Genomic DNA, 19,778 nt, shown 5'->3' with positions numbered 1-19,778 from the left:
TGCGGTCATAGAATTCTTTGGTGGGATTTCTACCCTTGCCCAACCAGCCAATCAAATTGAATTCTACTCCAATAGTCAAGTATGGTTTGCCATTGCTGTTGCCCTACTCAGTGGCACTGGCCAATTCTTCTTTTGGAAGAAAATGGATAAGCAAAAACTCATTGCTTCGCTTACTTTCCCTATTGTGATTTCACTATTATTGAGCGCGATCATCTTCGTTGTAGCGAAAATTTATGACCCCGTATATATTCTCGTACTCGTTGCCGGAATGTATTCAATTGTGGCCAACTCAAAAATTCTCTTATCATTATTAAAAAGCAAGAGTTTTAAATTGGTTGGAGGTTCTGTAGCCCATATTGGTATCGCTATGATGTTGATCGGGATTATGTTTTCAGAAGGCTATTCTGAAGCTATTTCTCTCAATACTCGTATCATAAGCAGAGAGATGACCGATGAGTATAATCAAACTAACATCGCGCTCTTCTTAAATGAGCCCAGCTTTATGAATAAGTATGAAATTACTTATCGCAATGAGCTCATGAAGGTCAATGACATTCCTGGTTATGTTAAGAAATCTAACCTCAATAATACTGAAGACCCTTATTACAAAGTGGCTAAACAAGCCATTGTTGTAGAAAATAAAATCTATGCTGAAGCGGGCGACACGGTCTATGTTCAAAATCCTGAAAACTTCTACTATCAAGTAGATTATAAAGATGGAAACACTGGTGAAGGATTTACATTATACCCTAGAATTCAAGTGAACCCACAAATGGGTAATGTAATCTCTCCTGATATTAAAAAACTTTGGAGCAGAGACATTTATTCCTACGTGAGAAAGCCATTTTTTGAAGAAGATATTGAATGGGGCGAAAAAGTAGATATCGAGGTAAAAGTAGGAGAACGCTTCTTCATCAATGACTACGTAGCCGACTTCAATGGTTTAGAAAGACTTGACCGTATGAGTTTTATAGACCTTTGGCCAGACGATGTTGCCGTAAGGGCCAACATTACTGTTTATGCCGAAGATAATATTAAGTATTTGGCTCAACCAGTTTTCATTATTCAAAACGGACAAGTTGGAAAACAGCCCGATGTAATTCAAGAGATCGCTTCAAAAATTTCGGTAGAGAGTATTAATCCTGATACGGGTTCTATAACCTTAGGCTTAAACACAACTCAAAAGGATTTCATTATTATGAAAGCCCTTGAAAAACCACACATCAATATACTTTGGATAGGTACTTTGGTGATGATTGCAGGCTTTATTATAGCCGTTAGAAGACGCTATATTGAGTTCATGCAAATGAGAGACAAGGGGATTGAGTAAAACCGCCATATTCTGGTGTTTTTACCTCTCTTCTAATCAAAGGTTTTAAAATGTTGAAAAATGCCTAATTTGAATTCACTAAAATTTTAGGCTATGAATTCACGCAGGTCATTTATCCAAAAATCCTTTTTAACCGCAGGAAGTCTTTCTCTTTCCTCATTTTTTAACAAATCCGTTGCCGAAGATGTGAGTCAAGCAATGGTGGAAATAAATCAGCTTTCTCCTGAGGCCGCAGCCCAAGACGAGGAGCTCTGGACAAGGATTCAGCAGGCCTACACCACTTCTCCCAATATTATTAACCTTAATAATGGCGGAGTAAGCCCACAGCCAAAAGTAGTCCAAGATGCTGTTATTCGCTATTACCAATACGCCAACGAGGCGCCTTCCTATTACATGTGGCGGATTCTTGATCAAGGCCGTGAACCTGTTAGGGATAAACTAGCAGCGCTTGCAGGCTGCTCTGCCGATGAAATAGCCATCAACCGAAATACCACCGAAGCCATCAATACTGTAATATTTGGAATGAACTTGAAAAAGGGAGACGAAGTAATTCTGACCAAATATGATTATCCAAACATGATGAATGCTTGGAGGCAGCGTGAAAAACGTGATGGAATAAAATTGGTGTGGCTTGATCTAGATTTACCCAATGAAAACGATGATGTCATTGTAAAGCAGTTTACAGATGCAGTAACGCCAAGAACACGCGTTTTTCATATCACCCATATGATCAATTGGACTGGCCAAATTATGCCCGCCAAGAAGCTTTGTGCAGAAGCCCGAAAAAGAGGAATTGACTCTGTGGTAGATGGAGCTCACACCTTCGCTCATCTAGATTTCAAAATCTCAGACTTGGGCTGCGATTATTTCGGAACCAGCCTTCATAAGTGGCTTTGTGCACCCTTCGGAACAGGAATGCTATACATTAGAAAGGAAAAGATAAAAGACATTTGGCCGCTTTTGGCTTCGCCCGAAGACCAAGAAACCAACATTCGAAAATTCGAAAATATTGGTACCCGATCATTTGCTACAGAACAAGCTATTGGTGGGGCGCTCAACTTTCATAACGCCATTGGCCAAGAACGAAAAGGAGCCAGATTAGAATACTTGAAGCAATATTGGGCCAAGGAGGTTATTCAGCATAAAAACATTATTCCATACACTTCGCTAAAACCAGAATTTAGTAGAGCCCTCTGTAACTTTGGAGTGGCCGGAATGACAGCAGGAGAAGTACACAACAGGCTTTTTAACGAATACAAAATACATACGAGCCCTGTGCAATGGGAAAAGGTAAACGGCCCTAGAATCACGCCACATGTATATACTACAAAGTATGATTTAGATCGTTTGGTAGAAGCCATGCTCAAAATTGCAGGCACCCCTAAGTAAACTTATTCCAGACAAGAACAGCGCTTTCGATATCAACCATTCCATTCGTTTTTCTAACTTCGAACCATGAGTTATCAAATTGGTATAATAGGCACAGGGAATGTTGCTTGGCACTTGGCCAGAGCATTTGAAAATGCTGGACATGTAATTACTGATATCTATAATAGAGACATCAGTAAGTCCAAAAATTTTGCTTTGGATTTCTTTAATGCTCACCCCACCAATAAGCTCAATTTTGATAACAGTAGTGCTCAAATATTTATTTTGGCCGTTTCGGATGATGCTATTGTTGAAATCGCTCCTGAAATTATACTTCCAGAAAATGCCATTTTAGTCCATACCTCAGGGTCTGTAGCAATGAGCGCTTTGGGTTATGCCCGAACGGAAAACCAAGGGGTGTTTTATCCACTTCAAACCTTTAGTAAAGGCAAAGCGGTTGACTTTTCAGAGATTCCAATCGGGATTGAGGCAGAAAATAACATGACAGAAAACGCTCTGAACAGTTTGGCCAAAAGCGTTAGCAACAAAGTACAGTTAATGGATAGCCGAGATAGAAGAACGATTCACTTGGCGGCTGTATTTGCCTGCAACTTCACAAACCATCTATTTACGATTTCAAAAGGTATTCTGGAAAATAGAAACCTAAATTTCGGTTTACTTGAGCCATTAATCATTGAAACACTCAGCAAGTCGCTTGAAATAGGCCCAAATAATGCTCAAACTGGCCCAGCCAAAAGAGGCGATTTTGAAACCTTGGATAAGCACTTCCAAACTCTATCGAGCAATCCAGACATTGCAGAAATCTACAGGTCTATCTCCCAGAATATTATTGATTTTTACGCTGAGGAATAAATCCCCATGTAATCACAACAAACATTATACCCTCTAGTAGATGAATTCTCCAAACTTAGAGTCTATGGTAAGCTTCTTCGTTTCTGAACTTTCTACCCTGCCTACAATTTGAGCATCGATATCAAAGCTTTTTGAAATGGAAATGATTTCTTCAGCAAATTCTTCATCAATGTAAACCTCCATTCTGTGACCCATATTGAAAACCTTGTACATTTCCTTCCAGCTTGTTCCGCTTTCTTCCTGAATCATTTTGAACAAAGGAGGAAGTTCAAAGAGGTTGTCTTTCACAATATGAACACCATTAACAAAGTGAAGTACTTTGGTTTGAGCGCCTCCGCTACAGTGAATCAATCCACCGATTTGATTTCGGAATTTCTTAAGAATCTCAACCATCACTGGCGCATAAGTTCTAGTAGGCGATAAAACCAGTTTACCTGCATCCAATGGACTTCCTTCTACAGCATCAGTCAATTGATATTTGCCTGAATACACCAAATCAGCAGGCACAGCGTGGTCGTAGCTCTCTGGAAATTTAGTGGCTAAATCTTTATGGAATACATCGTGGCGCGCAGAAGTAAGTCCATTCGAGCCCATTCCACCATTGTACTCATTTTCGTAGGTCGCTTGGCCATGCGAAGCCAAACCAACAATAACCTGACCCGGCCTAATTTTTTCATTGGTCACCACATCTTCCCTTTTCATTCGGGCAATTACTGTGCTGTCCACTACTACTGTTCTCACCAAGTCTCCTAAGTCTGCCGTTTCGCCTCCAGTGCTGATAATGTTCATGCCATTATCTCTGAGCACCTGAAGCACTTCTTCTGTGCCATTGATCAGTTCAGCAATCACTTCCCCTGGGATCAGGTTTTTATTTCTGCCAATGGTTGAAGAAAGAAGAATGTTATCCGTTGCGCCAACGCATAGCAAATCATCAATATTCATAATGATGGCATCTTGAGCAATGCCGCGCCAAACCGAAAGATCGCCAGTTTCTTTCCAATACATATAAGCCAAAGCGGACTTTGTACCCGCACCATCGGCATGCATAATATTACAAAACGCATCATCGTTTCCCATAAAATCAGGAACAACCTTGCAAAAAGCAGTAGGAAAAAGCCCTTTGTCTAAGTTCTTGATTGCGTTGTGAACATCTTCTTTTGAAGCTGAAACGCCTCTTTGCATGTACCTGTCGCTCATATCTGATAATTTAAGATCACAAAAATAAAAAAACCCCGTATGACGGGGCTCTTTTTTCAAGTTTTTAATCTGCTAAAAAATTCAATACGCCTTAATTGTCTTTATATTCAATCACTTTGAATTCAGTTCTACGATTTTGTTGATGTTGATCTTCGGTACAATCCACATCATTACCGCACCCATTAATCAACCGAGACTCGCCATAACCTTTGGCCACAAGCCTGTTTTGAGAAATGCCTTTTAGAATCAAATAACGAACGGCTGCTTGCGCTCTTCTTTCAGACAAATCCAAGTTTAGTGCGTCATCGGCACGTGAATCGGTGTGTGAACTCAATTCAATTTTAATATTCGGGTTATCCTTTAAGAGCTCCACGAGTTTATCTAACTCTAAAGCTGCATCTGGCCTAATCTCAGCCATATTTAAATCATAATAAATATTTTGAAGTACAATCGTTTTTTCTAGAATAATAGGATCCAATGTTAAAGATGACTCAAACTTTTTGGTGCTAAATCGCTCTACCAAGTCTTCTTGTTTTACTTGTTCTCCAACAGTTGAAAACTCTCGCCTTTTGGCAAAGAAATTTGTTTTTTCGCCCAATAAAATATACTCCTTTTCAGGATCTACTTCAAACTGAAAAACACCACCTCTGCCTGTTACTTGATCGTCCACAACTTCATTATCAATACTCATCAACTTTACACGCACATCTGCTAAAATGCTTTGTGTGCTGTCTTCATTCAGCTGGTAAGTAACACCGGTTAATACGTATTCAATTTTCTTCAGGTCTGATGAATTGTCTATGAAAGTGTAAATATCATCATCTCCTTTACCTCCAGGGCGATTAGAACTGAAAAAGCCTTCGAAAGGAAACTCAGAATATACTAAGCCAAAATCATCGTAAGATGAATTGACGGAAGGCCCCATGTTTTGAATGGTAATATTTCCGGCTTGATTAATCGCCACAAAAACATCGAGCATACCAAAACCAGCATGCCCAGTTGAAGAGAAGTAAAGCTTATTATCCGGTGAGACGTATGGAAACATTTCATCTTCTGGCGTATTAATAGTTGGCCCCATATTTTGAACATCGCCCCAACGACCTCTGTCATTCAATCTTGTTCTGTATATATCTGAACCACCCACACCTCCTGGGCGGTCAGAAGCAAAGTAAATGGTTTTTCCATCGCCACTAAAAGTAGGGCTAGTGTCCCATGAATCTGGGCTGTTAATAGGCATTATCTGTGGTTTCGTCCATTCTCCATTTCTTTTCGTGGAAATGAACAGATCTATGTTGAATCGCCCTCGTTTATCAGCTGAATTCCCTTTTGCAAAAACCACTGAATTCCCATCGGGAGAAAAGGCAATGGAGCCTTCATTTATTTCTTCATCATTGAATAGCTCCGAAAGCTTTTCAATGGAAGACGCATCCATATTTAAACCATTGCTCTGAATCTTATAGAGATCCGTAAACGGAATTCCATAACGTTCAAATTTTGCTTGCTCTCTGCCTGTGGCAAAATAAAGCTCATTGTTGAAGAAATAAGGGCTGTATTCTGCGTTTTCAGTATTAATCCCTTCCGCATTCTTGACATCAATATTTCGAACATTCAAGCCAATGCTGTCCAGCTTATCTAGGTTCTTCAATTCATTTTTGGCGCGATCTACAAAACTTTCAACCGTTGCATATTGAAGATAATTCTGAAGCACATTCTTAGCATCGTTGTATCGCTCAGACGCCTTTAAAGCTTGGGCATAGTGCAGCTCCATTTCATCATCCGCAAAGCCACCTTCTATGGCTTTCGCATAATAATCTGTAGCCTCAAAGATTCGGTTTGTTCTGCGGTATGATTCCGCCACGTAATAATTAAACGCTGGAGATTCGGGGTCATCTTCCAGTTCCTTTTTATAGTCTTCGATTGCTAGGTTGTAGTTAGCATTCTCATAACTCTTCTTAATCTTGACCTCCTTCGGCTTCTCTATTTCTTCCTCCACTCCGCCAGCTAAACTACCCACATCGTTAGATTGTGTATTTGTAGGCCTGTTATCTCTAGTCGGAGTACTCGGAGAATCAACACCAAGAAAGTTTTGGGAAGATTTACAGCCCACCAAAAGGGCCAATATAAGAATACCAGTAATTTGAATCCTATTCCTCATCGATTGTAAATTAGCGAAATAAGCTGAATGCTAATACTCTATACGCTTGCAGCCTGCTTAAAGTATCTGTTTAACCAAGTTTTACCCGCTTCAACGCACCAATTATTATCAAGTTGACTTTTTGTCTGAATTGTGTTGTCGAAGAAAAGTGTTTGGGAAGAAATTCGCCCCTTCTCAACTTCAATTTTTATTTGGCCCAATGACACCAATTCTACTTCATTATTGATTAAAAAAGCAATGTTGGTTCGCTGAAAAAAGTCGATACCCAATTCTGAGGAAAGCTGCTGCATAAACCTTACTTGCGTATCGATAGAACAACCGCTGGCCATGTTGAAAGATTCGTCTGTACTAATAATGAGGAAGTAGTCATACTTGATAATTCCCGAAGCCATTAAATCATTGCCATGGGCCGCCCATTGATTCAAGAAAGCATCAAGCTGACTTAAACACTTTTCTTTGTCTGAGGCAGTCAGTTTCCTATTGGCCTGATATACCCAGGTTCTAGAGTTCTCGCTAAGGCTATTGAAATCGGTTAGCATAAGTTTCTAAATTGTTAGTAGACTGTATTTGAACTTCAATCCGTAAAGAATAATTCCTTAAGTGCAATCGGTCATTAAAGCCCTTCGTTTTTAGCGATCAATTCGGCCAAATCCATTACTACAACGCTCTCTTCTTTATTCTTGCTTTTCACACCGTCACGCATCATTGTCATACAAAACGGACAAGCAGAAGCAACAATACTGGCACCTGTTTCAATCGCTTCTTCAGTTCTTTCAACATTCACCTCTTTGTTACCAGGTTCTGCATCTTTAAACATTTGAGCACCACCCGCACCACAGCAAAGACCTTTCGTTTTACAACGTTTCATTTCAATTAACTCAGCATCAAGCGCTGCTAAAACCTCACGAGGAGCCTCGTAGATATTGTTCGCCCTACCCAAATAGCAAGAGTCGTGGTAAGTGATCTTCTTTCCTTTGAACTCTCCACCACCTTTCAAGCCAACTTTGCCTTCATTAATTAATTGCTGAAGGTAAGTAGAGTGGTGAATCACTTCGTAATTACCCCCTAACTCTGGATATTCATTTTTAATGGTATTGAAACAATGTGGACAAGCCGTTACAATCTTCTTTACATTATAAGTATCCAACACTTGAATGTTGGAAACTGCCTGCATTTGAAACAAAAACTCATTTCCAGCTCTCCTGGCAGGATCTCCAGTACAGGTTTCCTCTGGGCCTAAAACGGCAAAAGAGATCCCCACTTTGTTCAGTATCTTAACAAAAGCTTGGGTTACTTTCTTATATCTGTCATCAAAAGAACCAGCACATCCTACCCAAAAAAGTATTTCAGGAGATTCGCCTTTGGCGGCCAAATCGGCCATAACGGGTACATTATTCAAAATATCACTCATGATTTCTTTCGCTCTTAAGATTTAGACTCCATTTCTTCCGCCCACTTAAACCTGTCTGTTGGTGGAAATTTCCATGGTGCAAAATTAGTTTCCACATTTTGGAACATGCTATTCCATGAAGCAGGCGAACCAGACTCTTCCATGGCCACGTACCTTCTCATTTGTAAAATAATGGCCAGTGGGTCGATATTTACCGGACAGGCCTCTACACAGGCGTTACAGCTCGTACAAGCATTAATTTCTTCTTTGGTGATGAAATCGCCCAATAGCGACTTACCATCTTCTAATCCTTTACCTCCCTTGGCCAAACTAGCACCTACTTCTTCAGCCCTATCACGCGTGTCCATCATGATTTTTCGAGGAGAAAGTTTCTTACCAGTCATATTTGCTGGACAGTTATCGGTACATCGACCACATTCTGTGCAAGAATAGGCATTCATGATGTTCACCCAACTCAAATCGTTTACATCCTTCGCTCCAAATCGAGCAATTTCAGCCGGTGGTTCGTTGGCATTTTCGGTAGGCATGCCCAACATCATTTTCACTTCGTTGGTTACCTCAGCCATATTCTCCATTTGCCCTTTAGGGTTTAGGTTAGAATACCATGTGTTTGGAAAGGCCAAAGCGATATGCAAATGCTTTGAGTAAGTTACATACACGGCAAAGCCTAAAATTCCAAGAATATGGAACCACCAAGCAAAGCGCTCGACAAAGATCAGGGTAGATAATTGCATTCCTTCAAAAAGCGGCACCAATAAACCACTAAAGAAGAATGTGCCTGTTTGAGCATAATGTTCATCTTGACCTTGGATAAGCATATCTGTTGCATTCATCGTAAGAATGGCAAACATCAAAACGATTTCAATCACCAAAATAAGGTTAGCATCTAAGGTTGGCCACTTCTTCATTTCATTGCCTTGAAAGCGCTTTACCTTTACCACATTTCTTCTAATGAGAAACATGATACATGAAAACATTACCCCAACGGCTAGAAACTCAAAGACATTGATGAGCACGGTATAGAAGCCTCCTAAAAACGGAGCAAATATTCTGTGTGTTCCTGCAATTCCGTCAATTACAAACTCGAGGACCTCAAGATTGATGACCAAGAAGCCCACATAAATCAACATGTGCAAAAAAGCGGGCACAATGCGCTTGAACATTTTCTTCTGGCCTAGTGCCACCAATAGCATTGTCTTCCATCTTTCAGGGCTAGCTGTTCTTCCAGAAGGCTTTCCTAGAAAAATATTTTTCCTGATTCGGCTAATGCGTTGGTACAGAAAATATGCCGCCACAGCCACTACAAGCAAGAAAATGATTTGAGATATATACTGCATAAATTAAGGCTTCTAGGGTTAATAAGTATTCAGACCTGAAATTATTAAAAATGTTTTGTACGGGTGAACTTTTTGTATACTTTTGTGCCTCCAATTGAGGGTGCTGTAGCTCAGTTGGTAGAGCATCGGACTGAAAATCCGTGAGTCGGTGGTTCGAATCCACTCAGCACCACGTTGCAAAAGCCTTCCAGAAATGGGAGGCTTTATTTTTTGCTCTTCAGCCAAGAACTGGTTCATTTTGCCGTGCATAAACAAATATATAAAATGAAGTCAAAAATAGTATGCATGCATACTATTTTTTAAGCTTCATCAATTCTTTTTCAGTCATAAAGCGCCATTTACCGCGTGGCAAGTCCTTTTTGGTCAGCTCGCCATACACTACCCGGTCTAGCTTTTCAACCTTATAACCAAGGTGTTCAAAAATTCTACGGACAATTCTGTTCTTTCCCATGTGAATTTCGATCCCCAAAACGGTTCCGTCTGGGCTAGTCACTGCCAAGTCATCTACGGGAGCAAGGCCGTCTTCTAAGGTTACTCCTGCTTTAATTTTCTCGAAATCTTCTTCTTCAATCGGTTTGTCTAATGTAACCTGATAGATCTTCTTCACTTTGTGAGAGGGATGCGTCAGCTTTTTAGCCAAATCTCCATCGTTGGTGAAAATTAACAAGCCTGTAGTGGCTCGGTCTAATCTTCCTACTGGAAAAATTTGTTCTTCACAAGCGTTTTTAATCAAGTCCATCACGGTTCTCCTGCCTTCAGGATCACTTGTGGTACTGATAAAATCCTTCGGTTTATTGAGTACTAGGTAGACCAGTTTCTCTCTTTTTAAGACATTGTCTTCATAAGAAACCTTATCGGTAGGCTTTACTTTGTAACCCATTTCGGTTACTACTTCTCCGTTCACTTTAATTTCACCCGCTTCGATAAGCTTATCGGCATCGCGCCTAGAACATACGCCTGAGTTAGAAATATAGCGATTAAGCCTTATTTCACTTGCGTTAGCCCTGCCTTTTTGCACGAGCTCTCGATCGTAAGTAGGTGGAGTTTTTGGAGTGTTTTTAACCTTATTGAAAAAAGGTTTTTTTGGTTTGAATTTCTTTGCCATAATAATGCAGTATCTCTACTGGAATATAGACAAAGGTACGAAAAGCTTATCTATGAATCTTCTTCTGTAGGTTCGCCTATTTCGTTTTCTTCTGTGGCAAAGTCTTTTGGGGTGGGTAAATCTTTAAGACTGTTGATACCAAAGTAGTCCATAAATTTTTCCGAAGTTCCGTAAATTAACGGTCTACCTACGTTTTCAGATTTACCTTTAATCTCAACCAGCTCCTTTTCCAATAATTTCTGAACGGCATAATCGCAGTTTACACCGCGGATTTGCTCCATTTCAGATTTGGTAACCGGTTGTTTGTATGCAATAATGGAAAGAGTTTCTAAAGCGGAGGTAGAAAGTCTTTTCTTTGATTGCTGCTTGAGTAAAATGCTAATACTGGCTTGATAAGCAGGCTTGGTAAGAAAATGATATCCCCCCCCACTTTTAAATATAGTAAAGGGGTACTCATCACCTAAGTATTTCTCCTCGATCTTATTTAAAGCATCCAAAATATCTTGTTCTGGCACATCCGCCTCAAACATTTCACTCAAACAGGACTTGAGTTCAGCTACTTTAATTGGTTTTTCAGAACAAAAAACGAGGGCTTCAATATGGTTTCCGAGAAAATCCACTAACTCTTTTGAGCCAATTTAGCTTCAATAGAGTGCATGGTATGAGGTACTGCTTTCAGCCTTTCTTTTGAAATAAGTTTACCCGTATCAACACATATTCCATAGGTGCCATTCTTAATTCTAATCAAGGCATTCTCTAAGTTGCTGATAAATTTCTGTTGTCTAGCAGCCAACTGATTAAGGTTCTCCTTTTCTAATGTATCCGCTCCATCCTCCAAAACTTTGGTAGAGTTGTTGGTTATATCTGTCCCTGTATCTCCTCCTTTTGAAATACTCCTTTTTAATTCATTGAACTCACTTTTAGCCTTTTCCAACTTGTCATTGATGAGCGCTTCAAATTCCTTTAATTCACTGTCAGAATATCTTGTTCTTTCTCCTTGGCTCATAATTAGCTTGTTTAAATGTAGTGGTATAAAAGTCGCACTAAAATAGACGACCTCAAAGAGAACGCAAAGGCTTTCAATTAATTTTTAAGAGGACAGCACAACGATATTATAGTTTCTTATTGCAAAAAAGACCCGTTGCCTCATTTTTATTAGGCTATCTGGCTAATTCAGTATTGAACGTTCAGAGCCTGCATTCTTTTCATAATAGAAAAGCTATCAATTTGCACTCTGTACTTTATTCTCAGGTATCGATTAATCACTTCGATCTTTCTACCCTTTTTCAGGTTAAAATCGATTGCATTATTTATTAAACAATTCATTTAGTTGGGTATTAGATGGTTCTTAAATTAGTCTCTCCTAATATAACAATTCCTCGCGCATATTCCCTCACAGGCCAATGCAATTTCATCATAAGCGGTTAATTTTGTATCTATTATAATGGCAGGATCAAAATCAGAGGCGAGTTCCTATTGCTACCGTTTCCTTCTTGAGGGTTACTTTTCCTGAGGGTTCTATAATTTCAAACAGAATCAAATAATAACCTAAACGCACCTTTTTTCCCATGTTTGTTGTTCCATCCCAACGAAAAAACCCAGAAGTACCTACTATAGAGTTTTGCGAAAGGTTTTTAATTAGATTTCCATTTGAATCGTAAATCGAAACCGTTACTACATTCCCTGTATTATCGAATTCATAGTTAATAGTCGTAAAGCTAGCGCTTCCCGCTACATCTGGTGCAAATGCTTTTGGCTCTATATTGAGGGTAGCCACATTTGTAGGCTGTCTTTGCGCTTGAGAATTCTGATAGCCTGGGGTAGCGTAGCCAGACTGACTAGAAGCCGACTGCCAATTGTTAGCATCATTCGACAGCCCAGAAAAACGAATTCTCTCAAGCGAAACACCGTCTATTGAACTCAGCAGGGAAGAATGATAAGCTTCATCATATTCTACCTCATCAATCACAACGGCATTACTATTAATAAGCCGAACCATTCCGGCATCAGAAGGTAAGTTTGGTAAGGCACCCATTTTTAATACAGTGGTGAGTTCTGTTCTCGCATATTGGTTTTTCAGAATATCACCATCTGTTGTAATGGTTTTATAACCAGAAGGAGCAATTATAATATCCTCTGTAGAGATCACTCTATCATTTGTTTTGCCCTCTATTCTCCAGTTTTTAAGGTTAATGTATTTGTTCGATTGATTATAAACCTCGACAAACTTTACCCCTCCTGTTTTAGGATTGAAAAGGATTTCATTGACAATAATGTCCAAAGGTTCGGCTTCCACGGCTATCACAACAGTGGCTTGTCTAGCATTTGCCAAAATGAGATTACCACTGCAATCAGTAATATTCTCTACTGTAAGTTGATAGGCTGTATTTGATGTAAGTGAGTTAGTTAAATCTAAAGTGGCGGACTTATACCCAGGCATAATGTTGATATGGGAAACAGAAACCCCTCCTGATATGGAAATGTTACTCGCGTTTAAAGAAGAGTAGTCAAATTTCTCATTAAACATGAGCTGAATTTGATTGGCATTTAAAGCCACAGCTTTAATCAACTCAGGCCCGGTCAAATCTGGATTACTTCCATTGACAGAGTTAGGTGCCCCAGGCGTCCCTCCTACCAATGCCTCCGAGGCCTTCCAATTGGGCTGCTCTACGCACGGGTAACTCAGGTCGATCAATTCTAAACTAAAACCTCCATCTGCCTTTGAAGAGGAACGATACCAAGCAGAAGAGTAAACAACACTATGAATTATTTGATCACCCAGCTTAAGCGAAACATTATCGCCACTTGTATTTAAGCTTGGCCAGCTCGCTACACCCAAAACATTACCATAGGGTTCGAGTTCGCCCTTATCGGAATTAGCTGTAAGGATTGAAAATTCAGATGGATTAAGGTTGAAGTTACCCAATTTGGTTGAGCTTGAACCATCAGAAAGTGTTAAATCTGCCAAAGAAATTATTTTAGAGGAAGCATTAAAAACCTCTATATATTCCACTACGGGCAAGCCCTGCGAAGGAGCTGGGTTGGCCATAATCTCGGTGATAATAAGTTCTTGATATGACGGAACGGCTCCCAATGAAAAGTTCTTGGTTACGGTTGAAATCACATTTCCTTCGCAATCGCTAACGCCAGAGAGTGTGATTGAATACACCTTTCCTCGCTGAAAGGCACTAAATAAGTTTACTAAAATTTCTTGACCATAATCATCAAGAATTTCAATGCTAGCGACCTGAAGTCCGCTAGAAAGATTTACAGCCGAAGTCAAAATTGAAGCTGTATTCATGGCTTCATTAAAAGTAATTTTCAGCTGTGTTTCTGATTCCGTAGAAAGCAAGATTACTAATGGAGCCGTAGTGTCTGGCGTGGTGTCAAAAACTGAATTCTGAATACCTGGCGTTCCTCCATTCGCACTATTTGAAGCAATCCAATTACTCTTATCGAAACAAGTAGCCAAAGGATTGATCAACTCCATGCTATAGCCTCCATTATCCTTGGTATCAGACTGATAATAACTGCGGTCATAAGTCACTTCAAAAATGATATTTCCATTAGCGTCTTTGAGTTTCGCCTCATCTTCAATAGTCAAAGTTGGAAATGAGTTTACGCCCAACACATCACCATAAACAGCCAAAGTTGCTGTGGCTGAATTGCTTGATAAAATCAAATATGTATATGGTAGCATGTTCTTCTTTGTCAGTTTATAATCCCCGTCATTATTACCAAAAAAGAGACCTTCCAAATCAATAATTCGACCCGAGTTATTATAAATCTCTACATACTCTACCCCTGGCAACCCTTTACTTGGGCTAGGCGTGGCCATAATTTCGGTAATCAAAAGCTCATGAAATACTGGGTTATCACCTTCTACAAAGGTGAAATTATTTATAGATAGCGCATTACCTGAGCAGTCTTTAATGCCACTTATAGTAAGCGAAAGCTCATGGCCTTTTGCAAATTCCTTATTCAGTTTCAATTGTATGCTTCTGCCAAAAGGATTAAGCACGCTTGCAGAAACCACAGAAACACCATTTTGCAAAGAGAAGTTGGCAGGAATCAAAGTGCCAATATCCATAGCTTCGTCAAAAGTCAATTTCAATTCGGTAGTAGAAATCACTTCCAGTTTGTTCACAGACGGAGCCGCTACATCTGCCAAAACATTAAATACCGAATTCTCACTGCCCGGTGTCCCTCCATTCGGGGAAACGGAAGCAGCAAAATTGGTGTATTCAAAACAAGGTTTTTCGGGATTAATTAGCTCCACAGAAAAACCTCCATCAACTTTTGTTGCATCATTATAAAAAGACTGATCGTAAGCAATCGAGTCAATTACTACCTTATTTCTCCCCAGTAAGTAAACCGTTTCTCCTGTGTTCGACAACGATGGGAAACTTTTTAGGCCAATAGCTTTCCCATAATTTAAATATTGTGTTACTGCTCCTTGGCTTGTCACCGCCAAATATTCACCTGGGCCCAAGGTTTGAGTGGTAAACACTGCTGTGTCTCTTTTGTCGGTAAGTAAAAAGTCTCGCAGTTCAATATTCTCATTTCCACGATTGTAAAGCTCTATAAACTCAGCATTAGGTAAGTTGGAGGTGACCCTTGTGTCGAAATAGATTTCATTGATTACTAAATCTCGAAAAGCTGGAGTAACAGGGGTGGAATAGATAAAGTCGAAAGCTGCAGCGTCAATCGCATTTCCCTGTTTGTCTTGAACCCTATCCACTGTAAGCTGATAGGCCATGGAATTGGTCAATGTTACACCAAATTTCAATAATACTTTTGTAGAAGAGTCAGCCATCAAAGTGGCAGACGTTGGATTTCCAACTCCGTTATTCAACGAATAGTGATTAATAGTCCTAGCAGTAGCTACATTCAGCGACTCGTTAAAAACCACCTCAATTTCATTCAGGTATTTAGAATTGACTTCCAAAATCACAGGCGGAGTGAGGTCATAGTTCAGCTTATTTCGTGAGCTATTTATCGTGAAGCCGAATAAATCCTTAATGTTCTGCACTGTGAGTTCGTAATTAATTCCTTCCTCAAAATTAGTATTGAAAAGAAGGGTCACCAACTTAAAATCACCTGGACTTCGTACAGCAGAAATAGGGTTTCCGATGCCGGAATTCAAAACATAGTTTTGAATAGCTTCTGCTGCGGCTTCATCTAACTCCTGATCAAAAGTAAGTACCAAACTGTTCTGACTAAGGATTTGAATGGATACAATATGAGTGTTATAAGTAAAATCATAACTGATTACCTCAGAGGTATTGCCGTCAGCATCCAATAATTGCTGCATCACTAAACGGTATTTTAAGTCTTCCTTTAGAGGAATTGTCAGGTTCAGCGTGACTAGTGAAGCATCGGCTAGGTCTTGTACAGCCGACTTCAAACCTAGGTCATTATCAAAAGCATAATTCCCAATATTTTCAGTAGCGGTCTTATTCAAAGCTTTGGTAAACTGCATTTGAATCGTAGTGTCATTCAATACGGTAAACGTTCCTAAGATTGGTTTTAAGCTTGAAAAAGTAGCCGCTAAATCAACTGGCAACCCGTTTTTAAACACATCTGAAATGTTAGAAATACGAAGTGTGTTTTGAGGATTATTCCCTAAAGCTGAAAAAGTAAGCTCAACAATGTTGGTGTTCTTTTCTGTACGTACTGCAGTCAATGGGGCTCCAATTCCGTTATCAACCGAATAATTGTTTACCTTTTCAGCAATTCCCTTTATCACCTCTTCGGAAAATTCGACAAGTATTGTCGTTGGGCTAGTCAAGGTAAGTCCAACCAAACGAGGTGCTAATCGATCATAAGTAAAGTCTTCATTACGTTGGGTTGAAATCGCATTGCCTGATAAATCTTGAATTCCAGTGATGGATAAACGATTCTTCACTTCTTGCTCAAATGCCTGTGCAAATTGTAGTAACACCGAGTGTTTGTCTTCCTGTCTAGTTACCAAAGCAGGGTTACCGATACCATTATTTGCCGTGTAATTATTTACTGACTCAGCAGAAGTTTCATCCAGAATTTCATCAAAATAAACCCTCAGGGAACGCTCGTCAACTACCACCACAGAATCTATATCTGGATCATCCGTATCATAAACAAAAGAGGCATTGAACAACTGAAGATAGCTTTTATCCAAGGCTTGAATCCCGTCAAAACTTATATACTGATTCGAGTTTTCGTCAAAATTGGTATGAAACACCAGGTGTACCAATCGATGGTTTGTATTGTCTAGCGAAGCGGCAACGGGATTACCAATACCGCCATCTACCCAATAATTGGCCAGCTGTTCTGCGGTTGTTTCATTGACATCCGCATCGAAATATATATCAAGCAATTGTGCTGAAATGACAATCACGGTGTCAATTTCATCCTCGAAATCGAAAGTCAGCGAAGTGGGGGCGACCGTATTATCGAGTGTGTCTGCAAGGTTTTCGTAAGTCAATTCATAAGTCGAATCGATCGACATTGAAGCTCCAAAAGTCAATCGAACACGGCTATCTTTATTTGCATCCACAATAGATTTTGTCGGATTTCCGATTCCGAGGTTGATGGAGTAGTTGCTTTCTCTTTCTGCCAAAGACTTGTTCAGATTCTCATCAAAAACCATGTCGATGGTAGCGGAATCTTTAAAAATCAATCGCTGCAGTACTGGTGCCAGGTTGTCGAATAAGAATTCTAATGTGTTTGTCCCTATTTCATTGCCAGCACAATCCATGACACCCGTCAACGACACTGTGTAAATCGTTCCAGATACCATGGGAGTCGTTAAGGAAAGCACCACAGATTTATGGGTAGTCTGGTTCACGGCCTTTGAAGCAATCGCTCCGTCATCGCTTAAGGTGTAAGATGCTCCTCCAACAGAGGCGTCATCCATAATTTCATCAAAAAACAGAGTCAATTGACTTGGCGAATCAATCCGTACTTCGGTGAGACTAGGTGCCTTTACATCAGGGCTGTTATTATACACCGAGTTTTGCGCAGATGGTGTAGCACCTTGAGCATTATTCGAAACTTGCCAGTTATTTATATCGCTGCACACCAGGCCTGGGTTGATTTGCTCCATAGACCAGCCACCGTCCGCTTTGGCATCATCTTTATACCAATCGGTACTGAAAGTGAGACTGTCCACCAAATTACCCAAGTTATCCTTCAGCAATAGTTGTTCACCTCCATTAGAAAGTCCATTCCATGAACTGACACCTACTACGTTTCCGTAGGTTTGAAAATCCGTCACATTTGAAGTTGCGGTTAAAATGACATAAGCCTGAGGTTGTAAAACATAGCTGGCAATTGTTCCTCCGGTTATGTCAAAACTGGCCAAATCAATGGCTTTACTTCCATTATTGTACAACTCAATGAATTCATCCGATGTACCAGAAGGTAAGGTTTGAGGGTCAGGTTGAGACGTGCCTGTTGGATCTGCAAAAATTTCATTGATGACCAAAGTTCGATAAGCCGTTTGTGTGGCATTGGTCACAGAACTCTTTAGCGCAGAAGCCAGCGCATTTCCGCTTTCATTCGCCACGCTACTAATGGTTAGCTGATATGTATTATTTGCTAACTCAGTTGCAAAAGTGAGCACCACTTTGTTTAACTCAGCATCATTTCTGACCGCTGAACTGGGTGAGCCGTAGCCAAAATCCAAGCTGTAATTGCTCGCTAAATTCGCAGAAGTGGCCTTTACATTCTGATTAAAAACTACTTGAACTTGAGTATTTGAAAGTGTTAATAAACTTGAAATTGCCAGTGGTAAATAAGAAAAACTAGATGTCAAATTTGTAGTCGAGGCCAATCTAGAAGCATCCTTTACTCCATTGACCGTTAAACTCAAATTGTTTTCCGTAAGATCGGTATCGAGTGTGAGCACCACTTTATTAAATTCTGTTGTACTTCTCGCCACCAAAGTAGGGCTGCCAATTCCATTATCAATTACATAGTTCGATGTTGTTTCTGCAGTGGTTTGATCAAGATTCAAATTGAAACTTACTTCAACAGAGTTTTTAGAAAGTGCTCGAACTGCTGTAATAGAAAGTGGTTCAACATAACTAAAGGCAGATGTTAAGTTAACTGCTGGAGTAGAGCTTGCCGCATCTTCAACATTATTCACCGTCAGTTGATAATTAGCATTTTGCATTACCGAAGTGGTTAATGTAACCTTATTGGTTGCAGTTCGCGAAGCAGAAACCACCTTTACTCCCTTATCCAAACTGTAGTTCCTCTTGTCTTCGGCTGTGGCTTCCGTTACCTCCTGGTTAAAGTTAACTACCAAGGATGTAGAACTGGGAGCGGTTGTTGAGCTAACCGCCAAAGTTAAAACTTGTTCCACAATACTCACATCATCGATCACAAACTCAGCTGCCGAGCCTGCTCCATCGCCTCTTTCTACTTTCAATTTCACCACTACATTACTCTGACCCGTGGCTTGGTTGGGTAACTCGTATTCATACTTAGTATAGTTGGTCGAATCCTTATTGGGAAAAGTAGTGGCATCGCCAATAGACACATTGTCTAGAAAATTATCACCTCCATCAATAGAAGTTGAGAAGCTGACCAAAGCTGGCCTAGTCGAGGCATCTCCCCCATTTTTTTTTGAATACGCATAAAAAGACAAAAGAGGATTGTTGATTCCAGTAAAGTCCAAAGCGATTAAAACCTCTCCAGAAAAAGAGGAAATAGGAATTATATTGAGAGAGGCAGTGCCAGTTCTGCCGTCTGATCCCTGAAAAATTCTTGAGCTATTCTTGACTTGATTACCTGTCCAGTTTGAAATAAAAGTCACTTGATCGCCAACAGTAAAATCACCTTCGAAACTTTCACTATAAGGAAAGGTGTTAATCTGACTTAACGCTATATTTGCGCTATGCAGAGCAAGGGCTGCTATGGCTATTGAAATACTTAACCTCATCTGAAATTCACAAGGGTTTATATTCTAGCCTGTTAAAATACGATTTATATGATTAAATTTCCATAAATCATAT

The 19,778-nt window shown here is 39.9% G+C and carries 12 protein-coding genes and 1 tRNA gene; 4 read left to right on the top strand and 9 right to left on the bottom strand.

The genetic code is table 11. The features are described 5' to 3' along the window. The 3 genes from AWN68_RS03475 to AWN68_RS03465 form a co-directional block, all read left to right on the top strand. A partial coding sequence (locus AWN68_RS03475; protein ID WP_317038913.1) for a cytochrome c-type biogenesis CcmF C-terminal domain-containing protein occupies nt 1-1,330 on the top strand: 1,330 nt, incomplete at its 5' end. 93 nt (nt 1,331-1,423) lie between these two features. Beyond that, a complete protein-coding gene (locus AWN68_RS03470) occupies nt 1,424-2,719 on the top strand; it encodes an aminotransferase class V-fold PLP-dependent enzyme (protein WP_068411399.1) in 1,296 nt (431 codons plus the stop codon). Nucleotides 2,720-2,785: 66 nt separating this feature from the next. Then, nucleotides 2,786-3,571, top strand: a complete 786-nt coding sequence (locus AWN68_RS03465) for a Rossmann-like and DUF2520 domain-containing protein (RefSeq protein WP_068411397.1) — start codon at nt 2,786-2,788, stop codon at nt 3,569-3,571. 33 nt (nt 3,572-3,604) lie between these two features. Here AWN68_RS03465 and AWN68_RS03460 read toward each other — a convergent pair whose 3' ends face one another. The 5 genes from AWN68_RS03460 to AWN68_RS03440 all read right to left on the bottom strand — a co-directional run bounded on the left by AWN68_RS03460 (nt 3,605) and on the right by AWN68_RS03440 (nt 9,671). After that, complete coding sequence (locus tag AWN68_RS03460) at nt 3,605-4,768, bottom strand: AIR synthase related protein (protein WP_068411396.1); 1,164 nt, start codon at nt 4,766-4,768, stop codon at nt 3,605-3,607. A gap of 91 nt (nt 4,769-4,859) precedes the next feature. Further along, complete coding sequence (locus tag AWN68_RS03455) at nt 4,860-6,923, bottom strand: OmpA family protein (protein ID WP_068411395.1); 2,064 nt, start codon at nt 6,921-6,923, stop codon at nt 4,860-4,862. A gap of 38 nt (nt 6,924-6,961) precedes the next feature. Further along, complete coding sequence (locus tag AWN68_RS03450; RefSeq protein WP_068411394.1) at nt 6,962-7,462, bottom strand: hypothetical protein; 501 nt, start codon at nt 7,460-7,462, stop codon at nt 6,962-6,964. Nucleotides 7,463-7,536: 74 nt separating this feature from the next. Next, nucleotides 7,537-8,334 (bottom strand): (Fe-S)-binding protein, encoded by a 798-nt coding sequence (locus AWN68_RS03445; RefSeq protein WP_068411391.1) that lies wholly within the window; start codon nt 8,332-8,334, stop codon nt 7,537-7,539. A gap of 14 nt (nt 8,335-8,348) precedes the next feature. Continuing rightward, nucleotides 8,349-9,671: a 4Fe-4S dicluster domain-containing protein gene (locus AWN68_RS03440; protein WP_068411388.1), complete on the bottom strand. Its 1,323-nt coding sequence runs from the start codon at nt 9,669-9,671 to the stop codon at nt 8,349-8,351. 99 nt (nt 9,672-9,770) lie between these two features. On the opposite strand from AWN68_RS03440, the gene AWN68_RS03435 reads away from it, so the two are divergent. Next, nucleotides 9,771-9,843: transfer RNA gene (locus AWN68_RS03435), tRNA-Phe, on the top strand. 120 nt (nt 9,844-9,963) lie between these two features. Here the strand turns inward: AWN68_RS03435 and AWN68_RS03430 are convergent. The 4 genes from AWN68_RS03430 to AWN68_RS03415 all read right to left on the bottom strand — a co-directional run bounded on the left by AWN68_RS03430 (nt 9,964) and on the right by AWN68_RS03415 (nt 19,705). Beyond that, nucleotides 9,964-10,776, bottom strand: coding sequence for a pseudouridine synthase (locus AWN68_RS03430; RefSeq protein WP_068411387.1), 813 nt, complete (start codon nt 10,774-10,776; stop codon nt 9,964-9,966). 50 nt (nt 10,777-10,826) lie between these two features. Then, nucleotides 10,827-11,396 (bottom strand): SMC-Scp complex subunit ScpB, encoded by a 570-nt coding sequence (gene scpB, locus AWN68_RS03425; protein WP_068411386.1) that lies wholly within the window; start codon nt 11,394-11,396, stop codon nt 10,827-10,829. Continuing rightward, nucleotides 11,396-11,782 (bottom strand): TraR/DksA family transcriptional regulator, encoded by a 387-nt coding sequence (locus AWN68_RS03420; protein ID WP_068411383.1) that lies wholly within the window; start codon nt 11,780-11,782, stop codon nt 11,396-11,398. The genes scpB and AWN68_RS03420 overlap by 1 nt, the downstream gene beginning before the upstream one ends. A 453-nt stretch (nt 11,783-12,235) precedes the next feature. After that, a complete protein-coding gene (locus AWN68_RS03415) occupies nt 12,236-19,705 on the bottom strand; it encodes a lamin tail domain-containing protein (RefSeq protein ID WP_068411380.1) in 7,470 nt (2,489 codons plus the stop codon). Nucleotides 19,706-19,778 lie beyond the last annotated feature (73 nt).

Source organism: Roseivirga echinicomitans, assembly GCF_001592935.1.
GTDB classification, from domain to species: Bacteria; Bacteroidota; Bacteroidia; order Cytophagales; family Cyclobacteriaceae; genus Roseivirga; species Roseivirga echinicomitans.
The sequence above is the reverse complement of the archived record's forward strand: the minus strand, read 5'-3'. Positions and strand labels throughout refer to the sequence as shown.